The sequence below is a fragment of the Halosimplex aquaticum genome (assembly GCF_028747785.1).
GTDB classification, from domain to species: Archaea; Halobacteriota; Halobacteria; order Halobacteriales; family Haloarculaceae; genus Halosimplex; species Halosimplex aquaticum.
Genome location: NZ_CP118158.1, coordinates 1,503,483 through 1,526,908 on the forward strand (window position 1 = coordinate 1,503,483; position 23,426 = coordinate 1,526,908).

General features: G+C 69.1%; 23 protein-coding genes. 9 read left to right on the top strand and 14 right to left on the bottom strand.

The features are described 5' to 3' along the window. Position 1 precedes the first annotated feature (1 nt). From PSC72_RS07495 to PSC72_RS07510, 4 genes are all read right to left on the bottom strand, one after another. Complete coding sequence (locus PSC72_RS07495) at positions 2-1,327, bottom strand: ABC transporter substrate-binding protein (protein WP_274325269.1); 1,326 nt, start codon at positions 1,325-1,327, stop codon at positions 2-4. Between the two features lie 164 nt (positions 1,328-1,491). Next, positions 1,492-2,496 (bottom strand): HEAT repeat domain-containing protein, encoded by a 1,005-nt coding sequence (locus PSC72_RS07500; RefSeq protein ID WP_274325270.1) that lies wholly within the window; start codon positions 2,494-2,496, stop codon positions 1,492-1,494. 209 nt (positions 2,497-2,705) lie between these two features. Further along, positions 2,706-3,614, bottom strand: coding sequence for a serine/threonine-protein kinase RIO2 (locus PSC72_RS07505; protein ID WP_274325271.1), 909 nt, complete (start codon positions 3,612-3,614; stop codon positions 2,706-2,708). A 227-nt stretch (positions 3,615-3,841) separates the two neighbouring features. Continuing rightward, the gene (locus PSC72_RS07510; RefSeq protein ID WP_274325272.1) at positions 3,842-4,225 is read right to left on the bottom strand and encodes a winged helix-turn-helix transcriptional regulator; all 384 of its coding nucleotides are present in this window, start codon (positions 4,223-4,225) and stop codon (positions 3,842-3,844) included. A 297-nt stretch (positions 4,226-4,522) separates the two neighbouring features. On the opposite strand from PSC72_RS07510, the gene PSC72_RS07515 reads away from it, so the two are divergent. Continuing rightward, on the top strand, positions 4,523-4,942 hold the full coding sequence (locus PSC72_RS07515) for a DoxX family protein (protein WP_274325273.1): 420 nt from the start codon (positions 4,523-4,525) through the stop codon (positions 4,940-4,942). 3 nt (positions 4,943-4,945) lie between these two features. Here PSC72_RS07515 and PSC72_RS07520 read toward each other — a convergent pair whose 3' ends face one another. From PSC72_RS07520 to PSC72_RS07530, 3 genes are all read right to left on the bottom strand, one after another. Continuing rightward, positions 4,946-5,227, bottom strand: coding sequence for an ArsR/SmtB family transcription factor (locus PSC72_RS07520; protein WP_274325274.1), 282 nt, complete (start codon positions 5,225-5,227; stop codon positions 4,946-4,948). A 142-nt stretch (positions 5,228-5,369) separates the two neighbouring features. Beyond that, positions 5,370-7,274: a vWA domain-containing protein gene (locus tag PSC72_RS07525; RefSeq protein WP_274325275.1), complete on the bottom strand. Its 1,905-nt coding sequence runs from the start codon at positions 7,272-7,274 to the stop codon at positions 5,370-5,372. A gap of 354 nt (positions 7,275-7,628) precedes the next feature. Continuing rightward, a complete protein-coding gene (locus PSC72_RS07530) occupies positions 7,629-9,296 on the bottom strand; it encodes an NADH-quinone oxidoreductase subunit D (RefSeq protein ID WP_274325276.1) in 1,668 nt (555 codons plus the stop codon). 86 nt (positions 9,297-9,382) lie between these two features. Between PSC72_RS07530 and PSC72_RS07535 the strand changes: the two genes are divergently transcribed. The 4 genes from PSC72_RS07535 (at position 9,383) to PSC72_RS07550 (ending at position 12,216) form a co-directional block, all read left to right on the top strand. Then, positions 9,383-10,048, top strand: coding sequence for a helix-turn-helix domain-containing protein (locus PSC72_RS07535; RefSeq protein ID WP_274325277.1), 666 nt, complete (start codon positions 9,383-9,385; stop codon positions 10,046-10,048). A gap of 51 nt (positions 10,049-10,099) precedes the next feature. Continuing rightward, positions 10,100-10,459 (top strand): hypothetical protein, encoded by a 360-nt coding sequence (locus PSC72_RS07540; protein WP_274325278.1) that lies wholly within the window; start codon positions 10,100-10,102, stop codon positions 10,457-10,459. Positions 10,460-10,506: 47 nt separating this feature from the next. Next, positions 10,507-11,319: a lipoate--protein ligase family protein gene (locus PSC72_RS07545; RefSeq protein ID WP_274325279.1), complete on the top strand. Its 813-nt coding sequence runs from the start codon at positions 10,507-10,509 to the stop codon at positions 11,317-11,319. A gap of 363 nt (positions 11,320-11,682) precedes the next feature. Further along, positions 11,683-12,216 carry a hypothetical protein gene (locus tag PSC72_RS07550; RefSeq protein ID WP_274325280.1) on the top strand — a complete coding sequence of 178 codons (534 nt, stop codon included), beginning with the start codon at positions 11,683-11,685 and terminating at the stop codon, positions 12,214-12,216. Positions 12,217-12,247: 31 nt separating this feature from the next. Here PSC72_RS07550 and PSC72_RS25465 read toward each other — a convergent pair whose 3' ends face one another. Continuing rightward, entirely contained in the window at positions 12,248-13,597 is a 1,350-nt protein-coding gene (locus tag PSC72_RS25465) for an ATP-binding protein (protein WP_328518180.1), read from the bottom strand. Positions 13,598-13,713: 116 nt separating this feature from the next. On the opposite strand from PSC72_RS25465, the gene PSC72_RS07560 reads away from it, so the two are divergent. Together PSC72_RS07560 and PSC72_RS07565 are read left to right on the top strand one after the other, a co-directional pair. Next, a complete protein-coding gene (locus PSC72_RS07560; protein WP_274325281.1) occupies positions 13,714-14,154 on the top strand; it encodes a hypothetical protein in 441 nt (146 codons plus the stop codon). 464 nt (positions 14,155-14,618) lie between these two features. Continuing rightward, on the top strand, positions 14,619-15,452 hold the full coding sequence (locus PSC72_RS07565) for a deoxyribonuclease IV (RefSeq protein ID WP_382261418.1): 834 nt from the start codon (positions 14,619-14,621) through the stop codon (positions 15,450-15,452). Positions 15,453-15,554: 102 nt separating this feature from the next. On the opposite strand, the gene PSC72_RS07570 is transcribed toward PSC72_RS07565, so the two are convergent. From PSC72_RS07570 to PSC72_RS07580, 3 genes are all read right to left on the bottom strand, one after another. Beyond that, a complete protein-coding gene (locus PSC72_RS07570) occupies positions 15,555-16,937 on the bottom strand; it encodes a right-handed parallel beta-helix repeat-containing protein (RefSeq protein WP_274325282.1) in 1,383 nt (460 codons plus the stop codon). Positions 16,938-17,064: 127 nt separating this feature from the next. Further along, entirely contained in the window at positions 17,065-18,483 is a 1,419-nt protein-coding gene (locus PSC72_RS07575) for a hypothetical protein (RefSeq protein WP_274325283.1), read from the bottom strand. A gap of 172 nt (positions 18,484-18,655) precedes the next feature. Further along, entirely contained in the window at positions 18,656-19,072 is a 417-nt protein-coding gene (locus PSC72_RS07580; RefSeq protein ID WP_274325284.1) for a hypothetical protein, read from the bottom strand. A 177-nt stretch (positions 19,073-19,249) separates the two neighbouring features. On the opposite strand from PSC72_RS07580, the gene PSC72_RS07585 reads away from it, so the two are divergent. Next, entirely contained in the window at positions 19,250-20,047 is a 798-nt protein-coding gene (locus tag PSC72_RS07585; RefSeq protein ID WP_382261421.1) for a class I SAM-dependent methyltransferase, read from the top strand. Between the two features lie 22 nt (positions 20,048-20,069). On the opposite strand, the gene PSC72_RS07590 is transcribed toward PSC72_RS07585, so the two are convergent. Both PSC72_RS07590 and cysK read right to left on the bottom strand, forming a co-directional pair. After that, complete coding sequence (locus tag PSC72_RS07590; protein WP_274325285.1) at positions 20,070-20,363, bottom strand: hypothetical protein; 294 nt, start codon at positions 20,361-20,363, stop codon at positions 20,070-20,072. An 87-nt stretch (positions 20,364-20,450) separates the two neighbouring features. Continuing rightward, positions 20,451-21,404 carry a cysteine synthase A gene (cysK, locus tag PSC72_RS07595; protein ID WP_274325286.1) on the bottom strand — a complete coding sequence of 318 codons (954 nt, stop codon included), beginning with the start codon at positions 21,402-21,404 and terminating at the stop codon, positions 20,451-20,453. A gap of 147 nt (positions 21,405-21,551) precedes the next feature. On the opposite strand from cysK, the gene PSC72_RS07600 reads away from it, so the two are divergent. After that, positions 21,552-22,643, top strand: a complete 1,092-nt coding sequence (locus PSC72_RS07600; RefSeq protein ID WP_274325287.1) for an aminopeptidase — start codon at positions 21,552-21,554, stop codon at positions 22,641-22,643. Positions 22,644-23,056: 413 nt separating this feature from the next. Here PSC72_RS07600 and PSC72_RS07605 read toward each other — a convergent pair whose 3' ends face one another. Beyond that, the gene (locus tag PSC72_RS07605) at positions 23,057-23,368 is read right to left on the bottom strand and encodes a HalOD1 output domain-containing protein (RefSeq protein WP_274325288.1); all 312 of its coding nucleotides are present in this window, start codon (positions 23,366-23,368) and stop codon (positions 23,057-23,059) included. Positions 23,369-23,426: the final 58 nt, after the last annotated feature.

The window sequence follows — 23,426 nt, forward strand, 5'->3', positions numbered from 1 at the left end:
TTCAGAACGCTCCGCTGACGATAGCAGCCATCCGCTCGCGGTCGATCAGTCGCTCCCCGGGGGGGATCTCCGGCAGGTCGGCGTCGGTGACCGCGCCGGGCCACTCGCCGAACGCCTCGGGGTAGAGCTGCTTCCCGAGCATCTCCGTCTGGAACAGGTTGATGATCGGGCCCTGGTACGCCGAGCCGCCGACGTACAGTTCGTCGTCCTGCACGGCCGACAGCTGGGTACCGAGTGAGCTGTCTCGCATTCCCTCGACCCTCTTCCGGAGCGCGTTCTCGCCGTTCCAGTCGCGGTAGTTGAGCCCGAAGTGGAAGACGATAGCGTCGGGGTCGACGTCCAGCAGCGCCTCGTAGTCGACCTTGATCCCCGGCTGGCCGCCGTACTGGCCGGCGAAGGCGTCGACGACGCCCAGGTCGCGGTACTGCTTTTTCCCGTAGGTCTGGTCGAGCGCGGTCCGCGGGTTGTACGCCCGGAAGAAGCCCTGCGTCTCGGGGTTTATCTGGGCGTTCAGGAGCGCGACCTCCGGTCGGTCGTCCCGCGGGGGGACCTTCGAGCGCATCGCCGAGAGGGCGGTCCGATAGAACTCGTTGAACGCCGTCGCCTGTGCGGACTTGCGGAAGACGTCGCCGTAGCGCGAGAGGAACTCCGGGACCGAGTAGTAGGCGTAGGACTCGCCGCCGGGCCACGTCGGCCACCCGTCGCCGCGTTTGCGTCGGCTGGAGTTGCCGAAGAACGGCGCCACGGAGTCGTGGAGCTCCGCTATCTCCTCCTCGCCGACCCCGTAGTAGGAGACGTAGCGATTCGGGTCGGTCGCCAACAGGTCGGGGTCGAGTTCGTAGAGGAACTCCTCCCGGAGGCTCCAGTCGTCCGTTCTGACGAGTTCGACCGAGTCGGGCTCGGGGACGGACACTCCCGGAAGCTGGTCGTAGAAGCCGGTGTACCAGAACTGGTTGCCCTCGGCGGCGACGAGCTTGTCGCTCTCGCCGAGCGCCGTCATGACGTCGGCCTCGAAGCCCCACCCGCCGACGAAGCTCTCGGGGACCGACTCGAACTCGACGGTGCCGACCGGCGCCATCTCCGCCGAATGGCCGCCGGTTGCCGTGGCCGTCTCGGACCGGTCCGGTTCGCTCGCCGACGTCCCCGACGCCGTCGGCGAACCGGTCTCGGCCCGGGTCGAGGTGCTTCCCGTGTCGTCTCCCTCGGGCGACCCGTCAGCCTCGCCGTCCAGGCAACCGGCCAGAAGCCCGCCACCCACGAGCGTCCCACCGTACTTCACGCAGTCTCTGCGCGTCGGTCCACCGTCCGCGCCGGAATCACGCACCATGGATTTAGGCTCACCTAAATCACATAAAGCGTTTCCGGAATTTAGGCTAGCCAAAAATGCTGACAGTCCCGTACGATGTCGTCCGCGCTGTCATGCGGGCTCGGCGAGCGGGTACCCGCGGGACACCGCCGGTGTCTGCGCAGACGGGTCGTGAGCGTCGAGTGCTACCGCGGCGCTCCGCAGCGCGGACACATCGGCGACCCGCTCTCCGGGAGTTCGAGCCCGCAGTGGGGGCACTCGCCCTCGGCGTCCGGCGCGGTGAGTTCTTCGATGGCCGTCGCCGTCGCTTCGCGGACGCCGTCCAGCGATCCGATCCCCGCTTCGTCCGGGTCGCCGCCGGTGCCGCCGTCGTCGCGAACTGACGCGGCGAACCGCGCGCGATCGGCGGCGAACGCCGCTTCGTCGTCCGTGAGTTCAGCGATTCTCCCGGTCGGGACCGGCGCGTCGGCGTCCGCTGCACCGAGCAGCCCCAGTGCCTCGGCCGCTCGTCCCCGCACGAACGAGTTCGAGTCGTCGAGCCGCGAGTCGAGTTCGGCGGCGGCGTCGGCCAGGCGGTCCGGATCCGCACAGCCGACGGCGACCAGCGCAGTCGAGAGGTGGTACCTGACGAGGTCGTTCTCGTCGTCCAGCCGTTCGGCCAGCCTGGGGACCTGGTGGCGGAGCCGTTCGGGGTCGCCGAGCGCGACGAACTCGAGCGCCTTGGCGAGTTTCTCCCTGACCTCCGGTTCGTCGAACGCCAGCCCGACGCGGAGGTCGGCGAGGAGGTCGGGCGAGGCCACCGCGTCCGGGCGTTCGAGAGCCACGTACCCGAGCGCCTCGGCCGATCGGGCGCGCACGTAGTAGAACTCGTCGTCGTCGGCGAGGCGGTCAGCGAGGGGCTGGACGGTCGGGACGGCGGCCTCGGGATCGGTCTCCGCGACCGCGACGAACAGCTTCGCGGTCGCGAGCCGGACCGACCGCTCGTCGTCGGTCAGGAACGGCGCGACTGCCGGGAGCAGTTCGCTCAACGGGGAGGCCCGCTCGTCCGCGAGCGCGCGGAGCGTCCGGAGCGTCTCGTTCCGCTCGGCCGCCGGCGCGTCCGCCAGGCGTTCGAGCGCGGGTCGGGCTTCGTCCGATCCGGTCTCGACGAGTTCGACGATGCGGTCCGGTGCCGGCGAGTGGTCTCCCATCTGTGGAGGATGCGTGCCCGATTCCTCTCAGCCGTCCTGTAAATCGCTTGCGTTCAGTGCGACCCGTCGGCGTTGACCGATTTCGTGCGCGTTCGATCCCGAGTAGGGGTAGATTTGATATCGCGTTATGTGATTTACGAGTACGAAACGATCCTGGGGTCCTGTTGCTTCACAATGGTCAGAAAAGGATGGATCGCCCGAAATCGGGTTCACTCGGCGAATTCGGCGACCGAGTCGAAGGAGTCGTCGGCGAGCGCCTCGGCGAGGGCGGGGACGTCGACCCCGTCGACGTGGCTCGGGTATTTGCGGCCGAAATAGCCGACGACGTTCTCGACGTCGCGTTCGAGGAGTTCGCGCGCGTTGTCGTGGTCGGTCGGGACGGCCTGGGGCCAGTCGAAGACGACGACCCCCTGTTCGGTGACGAAGACGTTGTACTCGCTCATGTCGGCGTGGACGTACCCCTCGGCGTAGGCCGTCGCCATCTCGTCGAGCACCAGTTCCAGGACGGGGACCACCTGCTCGTCGGTGAGTTTCGTCCGCGAGAGCTCGACGCCGTCGACCTTCTCCATAACCAGCGCGTGGCGGTTGTGGTCGATCGGCTGGGGGACAGACACGTCGGGGTAGAGCGACTCCAGGGCCTCGTACTCGCGCTCGGCGGCCTTGCGCGCGGTGTACTGCCAGGAGACGTGGTCGCGGTCGGCGGTGTAGTCGCGCTCTTTCATCACTTCCCGGAAGTTGGTGTACCCCTCGCGGTGGTACTTCAGCGCGAGCGGGCGATACGAGCGCACCTCGTACACGTCGCTCTCCTTGCCGACGCCGAGGGGGGCACCGACGCCGTCGAAGGTCTCCCGTTCGGCGAAGGTGTGGAGCGCGAGCGCGTCGTACCCCTCGAAGGTGAGCTTGAACCCCTCGTACTGGATGGTCTTTCGCTCGACCAGCCCGCGGTCCTCGCAGCGGTCCAGCCGGTAGTCGACGTCCTCGGCCGACAGGCGCGTGTACTCGGGGAGCTTCTCGCGGTTGACGTACTCCGAGAAGCGCATCCCCTGTTCGACCCCCGAGAGGAGATAGAAGTCCTCGGCTTCGAGGTCGGCTATCACAGATGCGACGTTCTGGACCATTACTCGGTCGTACTCCGTCGATAGGGAAAAGCCCGACGCGTCGGGTATCGACCGCCGATAAATCGAATACCGCGATATAAAATCAGGCGAGGTCAGCCGAACGCAGGTCGCCTCGATCGGTCGAGACAAGCCGAGCTAGCCGGTACGTGTGGGATTCTCTGCGAGAAGGTGAGACGGCAACCGCACTCGGGATGGGCCGACCCCCGGAACCTACGGCGTCGAGCGAGTCACTCGTTGGCGACGGCTTCGACCGCGGCCATGGCCTCGGTCTCGTCGGCGTCCCCGCCGAGCCACTCGTCGGCCCACGACTCGATGGCGTCGAAGACGGGGCAGAGCGACTCGCCCTTCGCGGTCAGCGAGTAGAAGGTCGCGACCGGCGCGTCCTCTTCGAGGCGCCGGTCCACTAGATCGAGTTCTTGCAGGTCGTCGAGGACGCGCGAGAGGGTCCGCGAACTGGCGCCGGTCGAACGTTTGAGCTCGTTGAACCGCTTCTCGTCGCCCTGGAGGTCGTAGAGGACGACCAGCCGCCACTGGGAACCGATCTGTTCGAGCGAGTCGACCACCGGACACGCCTCGGGGTTCGCCGCCTCTGCGTCCGCGTTCGTTGCCATGGATATCTGTACCGCCGGCAGCTACTTAGGTGGTTCGTTGACGAACCGGGTATCACGACGAAACCGGATTGTCCTCTTCACCTGCGGTGGGCCCGTTCGCCGTCGCGGCTCCGTCGTCTCCCCGAGGTGATACCGACAGCCGGTGGTAACACTCACGCCTCCCGGTGACACCAATGTCAGATAACGTATATGTGTGGCGGGGGCGTATGGAGTACCGATGACAGTGGTACGAGATCCGTACGGATCCGATCCGAGCGATCAACTGAACGGCCGGACGCGAACGGGGGCGGTCGCCTGATGGTCGTCGAGACGGCGGCCGGGGGGATACTCTTCCTCCTCGCGCGCGTGCTGCTCGGGGGCGTGCTCGCGTTCACGGGGCTCAACCACTTCTCGGACGTCGAGGGGATGGCCGGGTACGCCGGGGCGAAGGGCCTGCCCGCGCCGAAGCTCGCGGTAGTCGCGTCCGGCGTCCTGCTCGTCTTCAGCGGGCTGGGTATCGTGCTCGGGGTGGTGCCAGTCATCGCGGCGGGCGCGGCGGCGGTCTTCCTGCTGGTGTCGGCGGTGACGTTCCACGACTTCTGGGCGGTCCCCGACGACCAGGCCCAGACCGAGATGACGCAGTTCCTCAAGAACGTCGCGCTGGCCGGCGGCACGCTCGCGTTCGTGGCCCTCGGCGGCCAGGCCTGGCCCTACGCGGTCGGGATCGGCCTCTTCTGACGGTCACTGCGCGGTGACGCGGTCGATTATCTCTTCCGCGGTGTCCCAGCACCCCCGCAGTCGGTCCGTCGGCAGGTAGATTGCGCCGTAGCCGTCGCCGCTCCGGCGGATCAGGTCTTCCTCGCAGAGGACGTCGAGGTGGTGACGGACCGTCTTGTAGTCGAGATCGAGCGCGTCCGCGAGCTGGTTGGCGTTGCGCGGGCGCTCCTCGAGCGCCCGGAGGATACGCGCCCGGTTGGTGCCGCCTCGCGTCCCGGCCAGCACCTGCCAGAGTGTTCCTTCCATCGTCGGGAGTGTCGCGGGGTCGCTCCCCTCGATTCGTGTTCGTTCGTCAAGGACTGTCCGCTCTTAAACCCCCTGGCGTCCGGCGGCCCGCGGGCGCACTCTCGATCGCTCGCACCGGATACGCCGCTGCCTCCGCGTTCCGTCACCGAACGGCGTCTTCGCCGTGTGACCGCGACCGCCGCTTCTGCCTGATCCCGAAGGCGGCGACGCAGAGAGTGACGAGCAGGTTAAGGGCGCCGAACACGGGCAAGTTGCCGCCGAACAGGTTCCACAGCCCGGCGTTCGACGACGCGTCGGCGTTCCGGCCGCCCTCGTCCGCGGGCGCGACGGCCTCGCGGTCGTCCGTCGTCCGGTCGGTGCTCACGTCTGTCCGGACGTCGTCAGCGGCCTCCTCTCCGGCCGCCCCGCCGTCCGCCGAAGCGAGCCGTTCGAGCACGGCGTCGTCGCGGTCCATCCGGTCGGCACCGAGCGCGGACTGCTGGGCGCGGAAGTACTCGAGGAAGCGGTCGATCCGGCCGCCGTAGGGCTCGGAGACGCTGAGGTCGACCGATCCCTGCTCCCACTGGCTGTCGTACTCGCGGTACTCGATGGATTGCTCGACGGCGGTCGCGCCCTCCCCGCCGTCGGCGCGCTCGTGGGCCATCCAGTTGCGCATGAGCGTCCCGTACTCGCTGAGCGCGACGGCCTTGCGCACTCCCGTCGACTCGTAGTACGGCGCTTCCCGGGATTCGAACGAGACGTTCCTGACCACCCGGTGGGCGTTCCCGCCGGGTTCCTCGTAACTCGCGACGAGCCCCAGGGTGGGATCCTCGCCGGTCCGCTCGACTTCCAGCAGGACGACGCCGCCCTCGGTCTTGTTGCCCTCGCGCCGAGAGGGGAACAGCGTCGACACTTCCATCAACCGGGCGCTGGCGGTGTCGGCCTGGGGTGACCCGTAGACGTTCTCGATCTCGTAGCCGTCGCCGGCGACTCGCAGCGAGAGGTTGTACACCAGCGGCGTCACCATGTACGAGAAGCCCTCGTCCATGCGCTCCTCGAACGCCGCGGGCGAGTGGACGGAGTAGTAGTTCGCGCCCCGGACCGTCGAGATGGTCTCGGTCAGCCGGGAGTTGAAGTCGACGCCGACGCCGACGAACGTGGAGTGGATCCCCTGATTCGCCTGGGATCGAAGCCGCGACTCCAGCGAGTCGCCGTCCGTGTCGCCGAGGTTGGGCATCGCGTCGGTGACGTAGACGACCCGCGTCTCGCGCTCGCTGTCGTTGCCGTGTTCGTCGAGCATGTCGCGCGCCTCGCTCATCCCGGCGTCGAGGTTCGTCCCGCCCCCGGCCTTCAGACTGCGCACGTCGCTCCGCAGGTCGCCGCGGTCGATCTCGGAGACGCGCCGGAGCCCCTGGACGGTTCGCGCGGTATCGTCGTACCCGACGACGCCCACGCGGTCGTCGCCGTCGAGCTTCCCGAGCATCGAGACGACGGCGTCACCGGCGGCGTCCATCTTGGCCTGGTTCTCCTCGACTTCCTTCCGCTCGCCGCCGTCGTAGTAGTAGTCGTCGAACTGGCTCTCCATCGACCCCGAGGTGTCGACGACGACCACGAGGTTCAGCGGCTTGCGCTCGAAGTCGCGCTTCGAGAGGCCCGAGTTCAGCCCGACGGTGACGAACCGCTCGGTGTCGTTCGAGAGCGGGTCGCGCGTCACTGCGGTGCTGTAGGACGGGCAGAACAGCTGCTCGCACGGCCGGTCCTGGCCGGTGTCGAAGTAGTAGTCGTGGAACAGCCCCTCGTAGGTGAGGTCCGTCGGTTGCGGGACGTACCCCTCCTCGACGTTCGTCCGGAAGGCGTTGGCGTCCTGCGCGCCGCCGGCGGTGACGCCGACGCTTCCGCTGCCGCCGTCGCCTCCGCCCATCGCACCGCTGGCCCCGTCACCTCCGCCTATCGCGCCGCCGCCGTCGCCGCCGTCGCCGACCGCCACGTCGGCGCTCCCTCCGCTGCTCGAACAGCCGGCCACGACGACCAGCGCGACCACCGCCACTGTGACAATAACCTGTCGCATACCCGCCTATCGTTCACGTTGGGTTATATGTCGGCTGGTGGATCAAAGGCGCGTTTCAGCGTCCAGAACCGGTCTCACGACAGATTATGCACTGTCGTTCGACGATCGTGGTCATCGTTGCAAGATGGCACTCGGTGGTCGAACCGGTCCGGAAGACCGACCGGCGAGAGTCGCAGTGAACGGCAGTCGCCTCACGACAGACGACGAGATCGCGGCCGATCGGATTCGATGCGGACGGCCGACTGGATCCGCCGCGGGCGGCCGCCCGGACCCGTCGCGGACGGCCGACCGGATCCGAGGCGGACGCCCGACGACGGCCCAGCGGTCCAGATCGTGGAAGTCCTCGATAGCGGATCAGCGGTCCACGTCGCCCATGATGGGATCGAGACTGCCGACGGTGGCGATCAGGTCCGGAACGAGCTCGCCGCGAGCGATCTCGTCGAGGACGGAGACGTGCGAGAACGATGGACCGCGGATCTTGAAGCGGGCGGGTTTGTCGGTGCCGTCCGAGCGGATGTAGATGCCGAGTTCGCCCTTGGCGGACTCGACGGCGCGGTAGATCTCGGTGTCGGGGTCCGGGCGGAGCGTCCGTGGGACGTTCGCCTGGACCGTCCGGTCGTCCTCGGGCCAGTCCTCCAGGAGGTCGACGCACTGTTCGACGATGCGGGCCGATTGTTCCAGTTCGCGCAGGCGCACGAGCACGCGCGCGTAGTTGTCGCAGCCGTCCTCGGTGACGACGTCCCAGTCGAGTTCCGGGTAGTAGCCGTACGGGTCGTCCCGCCGGAGGTCGTAGTCGATGCCCGACCCGCGGGCGACCGGCCCGGTACAGCCGTACTCCTTCGCGGTCTCGGGGGGTAGCTCCCCGGTGTCGACGGTCCGGAGCTGGAAGACCTCGTTGCCGGTCAGCAGGTCGTGGTACTCGGCGAGTTTGGCGGGGAGGCCGTCGACGAACTCCCGGATCGACTCGAAGAACTCCGCGCGGGGCTCGGGCAGGTCCCAGGCGACGCCGCCGAGGCGGAAGTAGTTGAACATGAGGCGCTGGCCGGTCAGGTCTTCGAGGACGTCCTGGACGATCTCGCGGTCGCGGATGCCGTACATGAACGCGGCGGTGAACTCGCCGACCACGTCGAGCGCGTAGGTGGCGACCGCGAGGAAGTGCCCGAGCATCCGCGAGAGTTCGGCGCTCATCGTCCGGACGACCTGGGCGTACTCGGGAACCTCGATGTCGGCCAGGTCCTCGGCGACGCGGGCGTAGGCCCACTCGTTGCAGAGGCCGGCGCCGGTCCAGTCCCAGCGGTCGGGGTAGGGCATGATCTGGTGGCGGTAGGTGCCCTGCTGGCACATCTGCTCCTCGCAGCGGTGGATGTACCCGAGGTCGGGAGTCACGTCGGCGACGTACTCGCCGTCGAGGGCGACGCCGAGGTGGAGGACGCCGTGGGTCGCCGGGTGGTGGGGCCCCACGTTGACGAACAGGGTGTCCCCGTCCCGGTGGTCGTCGGCCAGCGGGTTCTCGTGTTCGCGGAAGGTGACGATCTGCGGTTCGGTCTGGTCGAAGTCCGGGTCCAGCGGGTGGCCCTGCCAGGTCTCGGGCAGGAGGATCCGACGGAGGTCCGGGTGGTCCTCGTACTCGACGCCGACGAGGTCGTAGGCCTCCCGTTCGTGCCAGTCGGCGGTCGGATACACCGGCGCGGCGCTCTCGCTGACCGGCCGGTCGGCGGGGACGGGGACGACCACGGAGAGTTCGCGCGTCGGGTCGTCGTAGCTCCGGAGGTGGTAGATAGACTCGTAGCGGTCGCCGTACGCCTGGCCGGTGACACAGGCGCAGTGGTCGAAGCCGGCCTCGTCGCGCAGAGCGGTCAGGGCGGCCCGAACCCGGTCCGCGCGGACGACCAGCGCGGGGGCGTTCAGGTGCTGTTCGGTGTCGGTCACGGCGTCGTCGGGAACGACGGCGAGGGCCGCGTCGAGGAGCGACGCTCCGGCCGGTTCGCCCGCGCCCGTTCCCACCTGTTCCTGCGTGGCCATACGCGGAGTTGGCGGGGCCGCCCATTCGCCGTTGGGCCTCACCAGTGGGCCGGATTTATATGCGGCCGCTCGGAATCGGTCGATCCATGCGTTACCTGCGGGCCGCAGTCCACCAGGAACCGACGGTACGCCACCCGATGCACCAGTACGTCGTCGAGCACGAGGGGTACTCGGTCTCGCGACTGCTCCAGTTCACACCCGTCCGGGAGGGCGGGTCGGCGTTCCTGTTTCACGTCGACGGCGATCCCGACCCCTACGAACCCGCGCTGGCGTCCGTCGACAGCGTGCTCGAATACGAGATATCCCGCTGTCCCGACGACACGTTCTACCTCTACGTCCGCGAGGAGATCCCCGAGCACAGCCGGGAGTTCGTCGGCGCGTTCTCCCAGCCCGGGCTGGTCGGGGTGATGCCGATCGAGTACCGCGCCGACGGGACGGTGCGGCTGACCGCGGTGGGGCCGGCTGAGACGATCCAGACCGCCGTCGAGGAGACGCCCGAGGGGATGGACGTCGAGGTCCTGGAGATCGGGGAGTACGACGCCCGCCGGCTGGACGCGGGCAGCGACCTGACCGACCGGCAGTTCGAGGCGGTCGCGGCCGCGGTCGACTGTGGCTACTACGAGACGCCCAGCGAGGGGACCGTCGCGGAGGTCGGCGAGCGCCTCGACTGCGCGCCGGGGACGGCCGCCGAACTGCTCCGCCGCGCCGAGCGCTCGGTCATGCGAAACGTCGTCTCGACCGGCCCGTTCTGACCCGGCCGGGCCGAGCACTTATCACCGCTCGCCGACACGTTCAGTACAGCAATGCGATCGCGAACGCCGGCACGCGTCCGGGGACGGCGCGACTGGGGGCAGCGTGACTGGGTCCTGCGAGCGTTCGGCCGGGCCGTCGGTGGCCTGCTCGCGGCCCTGGTCGTCACGTTCCTGCTGTACCTGCCGTACGGGCGACGACTGCTCCCGCTTCACCGGCCTGTCCCCGGTGTCTCGACGGACCGGACGACGGGCGAACTGGCCCGCTGGTTCGGGTTCGAGGTCGCCCAGCCGTTCCTCTTCCAGTTCGCCGAGTTCGCGCTCTCGCGGCTGACCCACCCGCTGGTCGCCGTCCCGTTCGCGTTGTGTGGCGCGCTGGCGGTCGCGGTCGCTCTGGGGACTCGCCGGTCCTGACTCGTCCGCAACGCAACCCATTTCCTGGCACTGCTCCAAGGGCGCGCATGGACCTGGCCGACCGGGAGTGGCGGCTGATCACCGAGGAGTCCCGCTCGGGCCCGATGAACATGGCGCTCGACGAGATCGCCGCCGAGTCGGCGGCCGACGAGGACGTCCGGACGCTGCGCGTCTACCGGTGGGACCCCAGCACGCTCTCGCTGGGGTACCACCAGGACCCCGCGACCGTCGACTGGGACTTCTGCGAGTGCGAGGGGATCACGGTCACCCGCCGGCCCACCGGCGGCGGCGCCATCTACCACGACGAACGGGGCGACATCTCCTACTCGATCGTCGCGCCGGCCGACGAGCTCCCCGGCGACCTGCTCGAATCCTACGAACTGCTCTGCGAACCGCTTCTCGATGCCTTCGAGGGCATGGGGATCGACGCGGGGTTCGCCGAGTCGGAGCGACCGGCGGTGTACGAACCCGCGTGTTACCTGCGGGCGCTCCACCCGGCCCACGACGTGGTGGCGGGCGACGGACGGAAGATCTCGGGCAACGCCCAGTACCGACAGCGCGACGCCGTCGTCCAGCACGGGTCGATCACCTTCGAGCGGACGACCGAGCGCCACCTCTCGTGTTTCGCCGACCCGGCGGCGACGCCCGGCGACTTCGACGAACGGGTGACCGGCGTCGCCGAGCAGTCCGGCACCCCCCGCGAGGAGGCCGTCGCGGACTTGACCGAAGCGCTCCGCACCTGGGCCAATGCCCACGAAGGCACGTGGTCCGACGCGGAACTGGCCGCCGCTCGCGAGCGCGCGGACGAGAAGTTCGCGGCCGAACGCTGGAACCGCGACCGCGACGACCCGACGGACTAAATCGGTCCCCCGGGCGCGCCCGCTCACCCCGGCGCCATCCCCGTGTTCCCCGGTGATCCGTCGGCGTCACCCAGTGGCAGAGTGCTGTCAATATAATTTCCGCCCCTCGAAACCGCGGCCAAAATCGGCTCTCCACGGTGAAATCTGAACTCCGGGATCTATCGAATCTGACCTATCTATTCGAGCGGACAAGATTCAAGGCGGTGCCGGCACACCTTCCCCGAACAGAGCAATCGCTCATCGTGGAGAAGACCGTGGAAGTAGGACGCCTGGTCCTTCTCCCTCCGGCGAAATAAGCTTTACCCACGGAGAGCGGCGCCACCGGTCGACGGTGGGCCCGTTCGTGGGGGGAACCCAAGGGAAATGGACAACTCACGCGAATCGAACGCAGCACGCATCGACCGGACGGACTCCTGGGCAGACCGCTGGGCGGACGCCGAGGCACTGGGCACCGGTGGGGACGGTCGCTCTCCGCCGTTTTACCGTCGAGACGCGCTCTCGCTACTCGCACCGACGGCGCTCGCGATAGTGTACGGCCTCGTCGTTCTCGTCGCGGGGGGAGGCGTCTTCGCGACGGGGCAGCCGTTGCCGGGCGCCGGCGTGGCCTTCGGGTTACTCGGCGCCCTGTTCGCGGTGGCCGCCCACGGTACGCTCAGGCTCTACGACGACGCGCGGACGGTGGCACGGGCAGCGGGCGACTGGCGACCCAACCCGTGGCTGTACGTCGCGAACGCGGCACTCCTCCTCGTCGGCCTGCAGGCGGTGCGGTTCGCCGTCGCCGGCCAGCCCGTCTCCGCTCCCGTCCCGACTTACGCCGGGACACTCGTCGTCGCCCTCCCGCTCTCCTCGCTCGTCGCCGGTCCCGTCTACGTCGCCCAGCGATACAGGCACGCCTGAGCGGCGGATTTTCTCTCCGCGAGCACAGAGTTCAGACGACCAGGAGTCCGACGGCCAGTCCGACGAGGAGGCCGAGCGCGACGAGCAGGACCTTCGGGAGGAGCGCCTCGACGCGCCGGCGCCCGCGCGGCGTGTCGCTGAGGCGGTCGGCGGTCCAGGTGAGCGCTCGACCGCCGGCCCGGGCGAGGAACGTGACGCCGCGGCCGACCCCGGCGACGAGCCCGCCGGTCAGGTAGGTGAGGAACTGCGCGGCCTCCCATGCGGGGTCGGTCGCCGGTTCGGCGCCGCCGTCGCTCGCCGCGGTCGTCGCGGCCGCGCCGCTCGCCCGGCCGCCGCTCGATCCGGTGGACGACGCCGACGCGTTCGCAGTGGTCGTGCCGTCCGCGTCGGTGAGGTCGTCGCCGGCCGACTCGTCTTCGGCCCCGTTCTCGGCCGACCCGTCGGAGCCCTTCGAATCAGTGCCGGTTGTCGGCGCATCGCCGTCGGTCGACTGCTCGCCCGTCGCGTCCCTCGTCACGTCGGCGTCGACGGCCGACCGGAGGTCCGCGAGCAGGTCGCCGTCGACCGACTTGAGGTCCGGGCGGTCGACGCTGTCCAGGTCGGGCGTCGCGCCGGCGTCGAAGGTCCGCTTGCGGCGGAACGTGACGCGCTGGACGCGGTCGTCCCAGTCGGTCATCACGATGGCTTCGCCGTCGTCCAGGTCTTCCACGTCGTCGGCGGCCTGGTCGCCGAGGATGCGCCCGACGACCTTGGTGTCGTTCTCCCAGGTGAGCCGGTGCCAGACGAGCCAGTCGCACTGGGTGATGTAGTCCTTCGAGACCGAGGCCGGCCGCTGGGAGAGCGCGCAGACGCCAAGCCCGCGCTTGCGGCCCCGCTTGGCAACCCGGATGAGCGTCTCGCCCACCCCGTCGCGGCTGCCCTGCTCGGGCACGAACTCGTGGGCCTCCTCGACGATGACGAGGAACGGCGTCTTGGCCGTCTTCTCGCGGACGAACAGCTCCTCGACCACCTCGCCGACGAGTTCGCGGCCCTCGTCGGGGTCGCGGTAGCCGGAGACGTCGAGGATCACGGGGACCTGACGGTCGAGCGCGACGGCGGCGATCTGCTCGGCGTTGGCCGGCGTGACCTGCAGGTCGCAGTGGTCGTCGCCGCCGACGTGCAGGAGTTCGAACTCCTCTTTGAGGCCGTAGTACTCGCCGTCGGTGTCGACGATCAGGAGGGGGACCTCGGCGGCGAGCAGTTCCTCGGCGATCACGCTGACGGTGTTGGACTTCCCGCTGCCGGACTTGCCGGTGACGAAGCCCCGGCCGGTCAGGACCTCCAGCGTCGGCATCGAGAAGCCGTCTTCCGAGAGCGTGATCGCGTCGGGCGTGTCGGCCATCTCGCCGTCGATATGTGCGCTACCCGTAAATGCTTCGTGGCCCCGTTCTCACTCGTCGCTGCCGAGCGGGGCCGCCCCGCCAGCAAGCTTTTACCGCCGCCGCCGGATCCCCGACCATGGCGCTGTCCGACCGGTTCGGCGAGCGACTCCGGCGCGTCGTCGGCACGCGGGCCGCCCTCGGCGTCGCCGGGCTGACCGTCCTGCTGACCTGCGCGTTCGTCGGCCTGCTCGCGTTCGTCAGCGGCGCCCGCCCCGACGTGGGCTCGCGGCTCCCCTACTACGTCCTCGCCATGGCCGTCGTCTTCGTCGCCGCCGTCTTCCGCCTCGACGACCGCGAGCGCGAGGGGACGCCCGTGCTGACCTCGGTCACCGCGGTGTCCGTCGTCGCGTTCGTCCTCGTCGGCCTCGCCGGCGAAGGCGTGGTGTACGCCGTGCAGAACCCCGGCGAACTTGTCGCCTCGCAGCTGATCGTCTACTTCGCCGCGGCGGCGCTGATCTGCACCGGCGTCACCGTCTGGGGCCTCCACCACTGGCGCGAGTTCGCTAGCAGTGAGTAACTGTTTCTGACTCGTCATCTATGTATTCTGCTCGCGGTGCGTTGTGGCCACAGCCGAGCACGAGCGACGAAAGCCCTCGGCCCGCTCGCGCGGTCTGTGCGGGATATCCTCGGTCGCTGGCGCTCCCTCGGATAGGGCCCGCGCAGACCGCGCGACAGGGAGGTCGGCAGAGCCGACCTCCGCAAAACGTGGCGGCTTCGCCGCCACGCGCGCCTCGCCCTTTCAGTCCACCAGGAACGACACCGTCACCGCATGGCACAGCACCGCGCCTCACGCCTCCCCAACCGACTGCGCGTCTCGCTCACTGCGTTCGCTCCGATGCTCATCCCTCGCGCGGCTACTGTCGCGCGATGAAACGCGCGACAGCGCGCGCCACCGCACTCAACAGACGGTATCCAGACAGGTACCGATCGGTCGCGGATCGCTTCGATACGACTTTCCCGATCCGTATCTAGGGGTCTGGCATGATCCGGATCGGCGCACACACATCGATCGCGGGCGGCGTCCCGAACGCCGTCGACGAGCAGCTGGACATCGGCGGCAACTGCGGACAGATCTTCACCCACTCGCCGCAGGTCTGGCAGGATCCGAACATCGGCGACGACGAGGCCGCGGAGTTCCGCGACCTGATCGACGAGAACGATCTGGGGCCGTGGGTCATCCACTCGTCGTACCTCGTGAACCTCTGCACGCCGAAAGACGACCTGCGCGAGAAGTCCGTCGACTCCATGCAGAAGGAGGTCGACGCCGCCGACAAACTCGGCATCGAGTACGTCAACGTCCACCTCGGCGCGCACACGGGCGCGGGCGTCGACGGCGGCCTCGACAACGCCGCCAGCGCGCTGGACGAACTGGACATTCCCGAGGGCGTGACCGTCCTCGTCGAGTCCGACGCGGGGTCGGGCACGAAACTCGGCGGCGACTTCGAACACCTCGCCGAGGTGCTGGACCGCTCCGCGCAGGACCTGGACGTCTGTCTCGACACGGCCCACATGTTCGCGGCGGGCTACGACCTCTCGACGCCGGAGGGCGTCGAGGAGACCGTCGCGGAGTTCGACGAGGTCGTCGGGCTGGAGCACCTGGAGTGCGTCCACCTCAACGACTCGAAACACGAGTGCGGGACGAACAAGGACGAACACGCCCACATCGGCGAGGGGCTCATCGGCGAGGACGGCATGCGCGCGTTCCTCAACCACGAGGACCTGCTCGACGTGCCGCTCGTGCTGGAGACGCCGACGGAGGACGGCAAGAGCTACGCGTGGAACGTCGAGCGCGTGCGGGAACTCCGCGGGGAGTAATCCGGACCGAGGGGCAGCGGTCGATCCGTCCGCTACCCCGGCGTGAGAGCGGGACTGACTGAGGAACGAGAGGTACTGATTGAGGTGCTGTTCTGCACTGGGTCACCGCCGCCAGTGACCGCGCCCGGCGAGGAGTCCTCCGACGATTACACCGAGGACGGCGGCGACCGGAGAGAGCGGTCCCCCGGCGGTCGTTCGAGACGCCGGCGACTCGGCCGCGTCGGTGGCCGCGTCGGACCCGGCCGCGGACGGCGTCACGGTCGTGTCCGTCGGCGTGCCGGACCGAGACGCGGAGGCGGGTACGTCCGTCCCACCGCTTGCGGGGGTCCCCTCCGTCGTCTGCGGGCCGGTGGTCGTCGTGCCGGCGGCGTCGGGGTCGACCGGCGTCGGCGTTCCGACGGGGGTCTCTGGCGGCCAGGTCGAGAGCGGCGCGCCGCAGTCGACGTTCCCGGAGCAGTCGTCGGCGGTGGGGCCGCCGGCGCCCCACCAGTTCAGCGTCGCGTCGCCCGCCGGGTCGGCGTCGGGGGCGACGACGCCACCGCCTTCGGTGTCGACGAACCGGTTCCCGCGGACCGTCCACGTGCCGTTCGTGTTCGGGGCGAAGACGCCGACGCCCTCTTCGAGGGGCGGCTGCATGAAGTCGAGGTTGTCGGACACCGATACGTTCGCGAGGACCGACCGCCGGACGGTCCAGTCGCCGCTGGCGTCGAGTGCGGCGATCCCAACGATGGCATCGCGTACCGTGCTGTTCACGACCGTCCAGTCGCCGCTGGTGTACGACGCCGCGATACCGACGTAGTCGACCGTTGCGAAGGTCGAGTCGGCGATCGTCCAGTTGCCGCCTGACGGCGACGCGTCGACGCCGTTGCCCATGGTGACGTTCCGGACGACGACGCCCGTCGCCCGCCAGTCGCCGGTCGAACCCGTGACATCGAGCCCGCTGCTCGTGTTCCGGATCGTCACGTCCCGGATGCGCCAGTCGCCGCTCGCCCCTGACGCGTAGACGGAGATGAAACTCACGTTCACGAGGGTCGCGTTCCGGAGCGTCCAGTCGCCGCTCGTTCTCGAGGCTTCGACGCCGATCTGGTACCCGTCGACTGTGAACCCGTCGACGACCGGCGCCGCGGTGTCGCCGATCACGATTCCTTCCGCTTCCTCCCCGAGACCTGACCCGTCGAGCGTTGCACCCCGCGGGGCGACGACCGTCAGGTTCTCAGCAACGGTGACGCTCTCGCGGTAGGTCCCCGGCATCACCCGCACGGTGTCGCCGGGGTCGGCCGCGTCGACCGCGGCCTGGATGGAGGCGTAGTCGGCGCTCCCGTCGTCGTCGACGATCAGCACTTCGCTCTCTGCCGCGCCGTTGTCCGGTCGGTTCTGGTCCGTCCCGCCGACGCGGCCGGCGTCGACGCCGGCCCCCGTCGCGGCGAGCGCGAGCACTACCACTGCACACACGGCGAGTCGTCGCGTGGCGAGTCGAACTGTCATTCGATCGGCGCGACGACCTCCCTGCGAAAGGCGCTACCGAAAGCTAAAATCCGGCGTTGAGTCGACCGGGCGAGAGATCGAGCGGACGATCGGCTTCGGTGGGAGTCGCCGCGGCGTGGCGGCCCGCTCAGCTTCGCTCGACGGCATCTGGTCGGTTCTGCACGCGCGGATACCGAACGCCCAGCGCCTTCCAGTCCAGCCAGCGAGCGCCGGGCCGGTCGTCCGCGAGTCTGCCGATCGGCGGATTTCCGCCGGTCGGTACCGCGTCGACGGGGCCGCTGGGATCGACGGCGTCGGCGACGTAATCGAGCGTCTCGTCGGTCGCGGCCCAGACGCCGGCTGCGCCGGAGGGGAGCGCGACGCCGACGTTGGCGAGGCCGTCGACCGGCGCGGCGAGGTGGCGCGTCGACTCGCCGTCGACCCGCTGTTCGAGCGTGGCGTAGGCGTAGAACTCGATGTCGGCGCCGTCGGCCGCGCGCTCTTTGACCGCCGGCGCGAGTTCGAACAGTTTGTTGTAGCCGACTTCGACCTGTTCGGGGTCGAGCGTCCCCGTCGCGTCGTCGGTGGCTTCGACGGGGGCGACCTCGGAGGTCGCGGTGTCGTTCGTGACGTACCAGGTGACGTAGTTCTCCTCGCGGTGGCGATGGCGGCGGGCGACGACCGACATCCCCCGGTGGGGCAGGTAGGCGCTGACCGCCGGGAGTTCGGTCGCGGGACCGCGTACCGCGAGCACGAGGACGTTCCGGTAGGTGACTGACGCGACCGACTCTCGGACGCTGTCGGGGTCGCCGCCGGCCTCGGCGAACCCCGCGGCGCCGACCAGTGAGTCGACGAATCCGTGGGTACCGGTGCCCTTCGCGGCGACGACGTACTCGGGATCGAAGCGGACGGTCAGGTCCTCGTGCGTCTCGACGGTGAGTCCGTCGAGGGCGGGGGTGTCGCCGCCCCCCTGTCCGCCCTCGTCGAACGCGAACTCGGTGATATCGCCGACGACGATCCGCTCCTCGTGGCCGTCGACGAGCGCGCGGACGAGCGCCTCGCGGTCGACGGTGTACTCGTCGAGGGAGGTGACGTGCTCGCCGCTGCCCTTCGCGAAGATCGTCCCGTCGCGGTAGATCTCGGGCAGGCCGTCGATCCCGCGTTCGTCGTACTCGTAGCCGCCCTCGTCCCACTGAGGCGGGAGGTACTGGTAGGGGTGGTCCGTCGAGCAGACGTACCACTCGCCGCCCTCGACGGGGACGCGCTCGGCCTCGGCGAAGGGGAGCCACCGCTCTTCGACGGCCCGGCGCTGGTCGGGGTCGGGATCGAGATAGCCCTTCGAGAGCGTTCCCGGCCAGTCGAACGTCTGCCCGGCGCCCAGCGGCGCGTTCGAGACGAGCGCGGCGGCGTACCCGCTGTCGGTGAGTTCGTTCAGGACGAGCAGGCCCTGGATCCCTCCGCCCACGACGAGCACGTCCACGTCTGCGGTCGGGTACCACCCCAGTCGCTCGCGGATCCGCTCGTACAGCGCCACCCCGGTGTCGAACTCCGGCTCGTCCGCTGGCATCTGTTGTCCCCTCTTTTCCCGCGGTCTACATATGCCTGACTCCCCCGTCTCTCGCGGAGGACCAGCGGGGTTCCCACGCTCGACGAAGACGTGGCCTCGCAGGACCGTCTTTCGGCAGTGGGAGAGTGGGCGCCCGCCGTACCTGCGCGTCTGCCTCGTAGACCGATTCGACCTAACAGCGAGTGACGACCGAACCGTTCCGACGCGGATCTAGCTCTCCGTGATCGGCCTTCGCCCCTACCGTCCGGAGTGTGGTGCTTTCGTTGACGAAATAGGCGGCAGCGCCCGTACTGTCTCCGACCCGGTTCGGGGAGTGGACGCCGACCATGTACGAAAGCTGGACTGTCCACCCCGTGGATCTGTTCGAGACCATCACCTCGTCCATCGAGACGAGGATCTGCGTCGGTGTCTCGCCGCTCCCGGTCAGTTCCTCGTTCCAGACCGTCGCGTTCTCGCACGCTTTCGCGTACTGAGTGACGCGCTGCTCCGTCAGATCAGCCGGTTTGTCGGGATACGGCTGTCGCTCGACGTGACCGGGGGTCGCGAACAGGCCCGCCTGAAACGCGGCGACTCCCAGTAGGCCGATCACAAGTATCCCGAGCGGAACAGCCGGATATCGAGGGGGTAACCGCACGATCCGGTTGTCGAACATAAGCGAAATAAAACTTCGTCCTGATCGCGTTCGGCCCTCGCCGAACTTCTCGACCGAGTCACTCGCCGCCGGGACCGACGGGCATTTGCCGCCGGCCCGCCCAACCAACGCCCAGTGCGACAGTTCAGCGCCGATTACCTGGAGACCACGCGCGAGGGGATGTGGAGCGACTCCCGCGAGGCGCTCGCCGACCTCGAACTCGACAGCCGCGAGCGCGTCCTCGACGTGGGCTGCGGGACGGGAGAACTCACCCGCGTGCTCGCCGAGGAGAGCGGCGGCGAGGTCGTCGGCGCCGACGTGGACCCGGAGTTGTTGTCGGTCGCGAGCGAGTTCGCGCCGGTCGTGCGCGCCGACGCCACCCGGCTGCCGTTCGCCGCGGACGCCTTCGACCTGGTCGTCTGCCAGGCGCTGCTCATCAACCTGCCCGACCCCGTCGGGGCGGTCCGGGAGTTCGCGCGGGCGTCCTCGGACCTGGTCGCGGCCGTCGAGCCGGACAACGGCGCCGTGACGGTGGACTCGACCGTCGACGCGGAACCCCCGCTGGCCCGCCGGGCGCGCGAGCGGTTCCTCGACGGGGTGGAGACGGACGTGACGCTGGGCGCCGGCGCCCGGGACCTGTTCGAGGATGCCGGTCTCGAAGTCGTCTCGACCCGCCGGTACGACCACGAGCGGGTCGTCTCCCCGCCCTACTCGGAGGCGGCCGTCGAGGCGGCCCGCAGGAAGGTCACCGGCGAAGGATTGGCCGACGACCGCGAGACGATCCTCTCGGGAGAGACCTCCGCGGGGGAGTACGACGACCTGCGCTCGGCGTGGCGAGCGATGGGCCGCGACGTGGTCGACCAGATGGGCGACGAGACGTACGTTCGAACGGAGACGGTCCCGTTCTTCGTGACCGTCGGCCGCGCGGACTGACGCCGACGCCGACCCGGTCAGATCAGGACCGGCGGCCGCGCGGGCCGGTGAGCGACTCTTCGCCGCCCTCGCCTCCTTCGCCGCCTTCTCCTTCGCCACCCTCACCGCCCTCACCTTCACCTCCTCCTTCACCGCCCTCACCGCCTTCTCCTTCGCCACCCTCGCCGCCCTCGCCACCTTCTCCTTCGCCCTCGCCGACGCCGGGGCCGGGGCCGCCGCAGCCGGCGAGCCCGACGGTCGCGGCGACGGCCGCCACCGCGCCGGCGCTGGTCAGGTAGTCTCTGCGCGTCGATTCGTCGTCGGCTGGTTCGTCCATGCGCGGGAGTCGTCCGGCGCCCGGAAAACGGTTCGCGTGGCCGTCGCAGGGTGGATGAGGGCGGTTCCGCACCGGCTCAGTCGGCGGTCAGTCGTCTGCGGGCGCGGGGTCGCTCTCTTCCCAGTAGGTGACGTTCGCCGGCTCGAACAGGTCGGTCGAGAGGTAGCGCTCGCCGGTGTCGGGCAGGACGACGACGACGAGGTCGTCGGGCCGTTCGCGGGCGAGTTCGGCCGCGGCGGCGAGCGCGGCACCGGCCGAGACGCCGGTCAGGATCCCCTCCTCGCGGGCGAGTTTCCGGGTCGTCTGGACCGCCCGCTCGTGTTCGACGGTGCGGACCTCGTCGACGAGTTCGGTCCGGAGGATCTCGGGGATGAACCCGGCGCCGATGCCCTGGATCGAATGGGAGCCCGCATCGCCGCCTGACAGGACGGGCGAGTCGGCGGGTTCGACGGCGACGGAGTCCAGGTCGTCGCCCCGCTCCTCCTCGATGTACTCGGAGACGCCGGTGATCGTGCCGCCGGTGCCGACGCCGGCGACGAAGACGTCGACCTCGCCGTCGGTGTCCTCGTAGATCTCGGGGCCGGTCGACCCGCGGTGGGCCTCGGGGTTGGCGATGTTCTCGAACTGGCTGGCGACCACGCCGTCGCGCTCCTCGGCGATGGCGTCGGCGGCCTGGATGGCGCCGTCCATCCCTCCGTCGGCCGGGGTGAGGACGACCTCCGCGCCGAGAGCCGAGAGGAGCGCGCGGCGCTCCTCGCTCATCGACTCGGGCATGGTGAGCACGAGGTCGTAGCCGCGGGCGGCGCAGGCCATCGCGAGGCCGATGCCGGTGTTGCCGCTCGTGGCCTCGACGACGGTGGCGTCGTCGTCGAGGCGGCCCATGCGCTCGGCCCGGTCGAGCATCGCGGCGCCGATGCGGTCTTTCACCGAGTTCGCGGGGTTGAACGACTCGACCTTGCCCGCGAGGTTGTCGGCGAACGAGTCCAGCCACACGAGCGGCGTGTCGCCGATCTCCGCGGCGATGTCGTCTGCGATATCCATCGTCCCGACGTAGGCGCTCGCGACGAATTGGCTGACGCCCTCAACATCGGGGGGTTTGTCGTCCCCCTGGCCGGCAGTGAGCTATCGGATCCCTTGCAGAACGGCCGTTCTGCAAACTGTTAATTGGCTGCCGGGTAACCCGCCGGTATGGACCCACGAATCGAGGACCACGCGGACGTCATCGTCGACCACTCGGTGGGGATCGAAGCCGGCGACGAGGTGCTGATCTCGGCGTCGCCCGAGGCCGAGGATCTGGTCGTCGCGCTGGAAGAGCGCATCGGCGAGCGGGGCGCACACAGCGTCACGTTCGGCGGCACCGGCCGTACTCGCCGGGCGTTCATGCGAGCGATGGACCCCGAGGACTACGACGAACCGTCGGAGGCGCTGATGGCCGTCGCCGAGGCGATCGACGTGGCGATCACGATCCGAGCGGCGCGAAACACCCACGAGACCGGCGACATCCCGCCGGAGAAAAACGCCGCGTTCGCGCAGATCATGAAGCCCTTCCAGGACGAGATCATGGGCAAGCGCTGGGTCGGCACGCAGTTCCCCGCGCCCGGCAACGCCCAGGACGCGGAGATGAGCACCGAGGCATACGAGGACTTCGTGTTCGACGCCGTAACGAAAGACTGGGACGAACAGCGGGCGTTCCAGGCGAACCTGGTCGAGATCCTCGACGGCGCCGAGGAGGTCCGGATCGTCTCCGGCGACACGACGGACGTGACCATGAGCGTCGAGGGGATGGTCCCCGTCAACGACTACGCCGAGAAGAACCTCCCCGGCGGCGAGGTGTTCACCGCGCCCGTCCCCGACAGCGTCGAGGGCGAGGTGCTGTTCGACATGCCGCTGATGGCCCAGGGCCGCGAGGTCGAGGACGTCCGTCTCGTCTTCGAGGAAGGCGAGGTCGTCGAGTTCGAGGCCGCGAAGAACGAGGAGGTGCTCGCGGCCGTCCTCGATACCGACCCCGGCGCGAAGCGACTGGGCGAGCTCGGCATCGGGATGAACCGCGACATCGACCGGTTCACCTACAACATGCTGTTCGACGAGAAGATGGGCGACACAGTCCACATGGCGCTCGGACGGACCATCGACGAGAACGTCCCCGAGGACCGCGACGACCGCGAGGGCAACGACTCCGCGGTCCACATGGACATGATCGTCGACATGAGCGAGGACTCCCGGATCGAGGTCGACGGCGAGGTCGTCCAGCGCGACGGGACCTTCCGGTTCGAAGAATAGCGAGGCCGACCGAAGGGAGGCCTCGTAAATCCGAACGGCGAGCGAAGCGAGCCGTGAGGAGTAGGGAGGTCCGAGCGGAGCGAGGTGCGACTGACTGGAGCGCCCCGGAATTGCGAGCGGTGACCGACGGAAACCGCGAGCGGAGCGAGGACCTCCGACATCCGAACGGCGACCGGAGGGAGCCGTGAGGAGTGAGTGGCTCGAAGGAAGTGAGGGCCACTGTTTCCGAGCGGGGAAGGAGTGACCCGCGAGGAGTAACCGCGGATTCGCCGACTGCTTTTTCGACTGGTGCGGTCGTGACCAGCGGAGCGGATCGCTCGCCGTTCGCTGGGGTCGCTGTGCACGGGAGCGAGCCCCGGGCTACTCGGTCGATCTCTCCGAGAACTCGCGGTGTCCGAGTATCCGGACGGATCTCAGGACGAGCAGTCGTCGGTCACGTTAGGCCGGACGGTGATCCGGTCGCCGTCGACGATCGAGACCTCGTACCCGTCGAAGCCGAACGAGACGGCCAGCGGTCCGTCCCGGTCGTCCGCGCTGTCGTACAGGGCATCGAGCGCCTCCGGATCGACGCTGTCGTACAGTTGCGTCGAGAGGTCAGTCGGTTCGACCTCTTCGACCGTCGCGACCGTTTCGACGACGATCTGGGTGATCGGTCGGTCGTCGGTGATCTCCGCCGTTACGAATCCCGGGTCGGTCTCGTCCATGCGTCGAGTTGCCTGACTCATACGTTCGCTCTACTTGCCAATTACTGGGACACTACGTTGTTATTCACCGCCTGATACC

What these genes read in the sequence shown, in the direction of transcription:
- PSC72_RS07540 (WP_274325278.1), top strand. Translation starts at nt 10,100, where the DNA reads ATGCGATCGCGAACGCCGGCACGCGTCCGGGGACGGCGCGACTGGGGG.
- PSC72_RS07565 (WP_382261418.1), top strand. Translation starts at nt 14,619, where the DNA reads ATGATCCGGATCGGCGCACACACATCGATCGCGGGCGGCGTCCCGAAC.
- PSC72_RS07515 (WP_274325273.1), top strand. Translation starts at nt 4,523, where the DNA reads ATGGTCGTCGAGACGGCGGCCGGGGGGATACTCTTCCTCCTCGCGCGC.
- PSC72_RS07500 (WP_274325270.1), bottom strand. Translation starts at nt 2,496, where the DNA reads ATGGGAGACCACTCGCCGGCACCGGACCGCATCGTCGAACTCGTCGAG.
- PSC72_RS07600 (WP_274325287.1), top strand. Translation starts at nt 21,552, where the DNA reads ATGGACCCACGAATCGAGGACCACGCGGACGTCATCGTCGACCACTCG.
- PSC72_RS07545 (WP_274325279.1), top strand. Translation starts at nt 10,507, where the DNA reads ATGGACCTGGCCGACCGGGAGTGGCGGCTGATCACCGAGGAGTCCCGC.
- PSC72_RS07525 (WP_274325275.1), bottom strand. Translation starts at nt 7,274, where the DNA reads ATGCGACAGGTTATTGTCACAGTGGCGGTGGTCGCGCTGGTCGTCGTG.
- PSC72_RS07520 (WP_274325274.1), bottom strand. Translation starts at nt 5,227, where the DNA reads ATGGAAGGAACACTCTGGCAGGTGCTGGCCGGGACGCGAGGCGGCACC.
- PSC72_RS07550 (WP_274325280.1), top strand. Translation starts at nt 11,683, where the DNA reads ATGGACAACTCACGCGAATCGAACGCAGCACGCATCGACCGGACGGAC.
- PSC72_RS07605 (WP_274325288.1), bottom strand. Translation starts at nt 23,368, where the DNA reads ATGAGTCAGGCAACTCGACGCATGGACGAGACCGACCCGGGATTCGTA.
- PSC72_RS07590 (WP_274325285.1), bottom strand. Translation starts at nt 20,363, where the DNA reads ATGGACGAACCAGCCGACGACGAATCGACGCGCAGAGACTACCTGACC.
- PSC72_RS07560 (WP_274325281.1), top strand. Translation starts at nt 13,714, where the DNA reads ATGGCGCTGTCCGACCGGTTCGGCGAGCGACTCCGGCGCGTCGTCGGC.
- PSC72_RS07570 (WP_274325282.1), bottom strand. Translation starts at nt 16,937, where the DNA reads ATGACAGTTCGACTCGCCACGCGACGACTCGCCGTGTGTGCAGTGGTA.
- PSC72_RS25465 (WP_328518180.1), bottom strand. Translation starts at nt 13,597, where the DNA reads ATGGCCGACACGCCCGACGCGATCACGCTCTCGGAAGACGGCTTCTCG.
- cysK (WP_274325286.1), bottom strand. Translation starts at nt 21,404, where the DNA reads ATGGATATCGCAGACGACATCGCCGCGGAGATCGGCGACACGCCGCTC.
- PSC72_RS07495 (WP_274325269.1), bottom strand. Translation starts at nt 1,327, where the DNA reads ATGGTGCGTGATTCCGGCGCGGACGGTGGACCGACGCGCAGAGACTGC.
- PSC72_RS07575 (WP_274325283.1), bottom strand. Translation starts at nt 18,483, where the DNA reads ATGCCAGCGGACGAGCCGGAGTTCGACACCGGGGTGGCGCTGTACGAG.
- PSC72_RS07530 (WP_274325276.1), bottom strand. Translation starts at nt 9,296, where the DNA reads ATGGCCACGCAGGAACAGGTGGGAACGGGCGCGGGCGAACCGGCCGGA.
- PSC72_RS07505 (WP_274325271.1), bottom strand. Translation starts at nt 3,614, where the DNA reads ATGGTCCAGAACGTCGCATCTGTGATAGCCGACCTCGAAGCCGAGGAC.
- PSC72_RS07510 (WP_274325272.1), bottom strand. Translation starts at nt 4,225, where the DNA reads ATGGCAACGAACGCGGACGCAGAGGCGGCGAACCCCGAGGCGTGTCCG.
- PSC72_RS07535 (WP_274325277.1), top strand. Translation starts at nt 9,383, where the DNA reads ATGCGTTACCTGCGGGCCGCAGTCCACCAGGAACCGACGGTACGCCAC.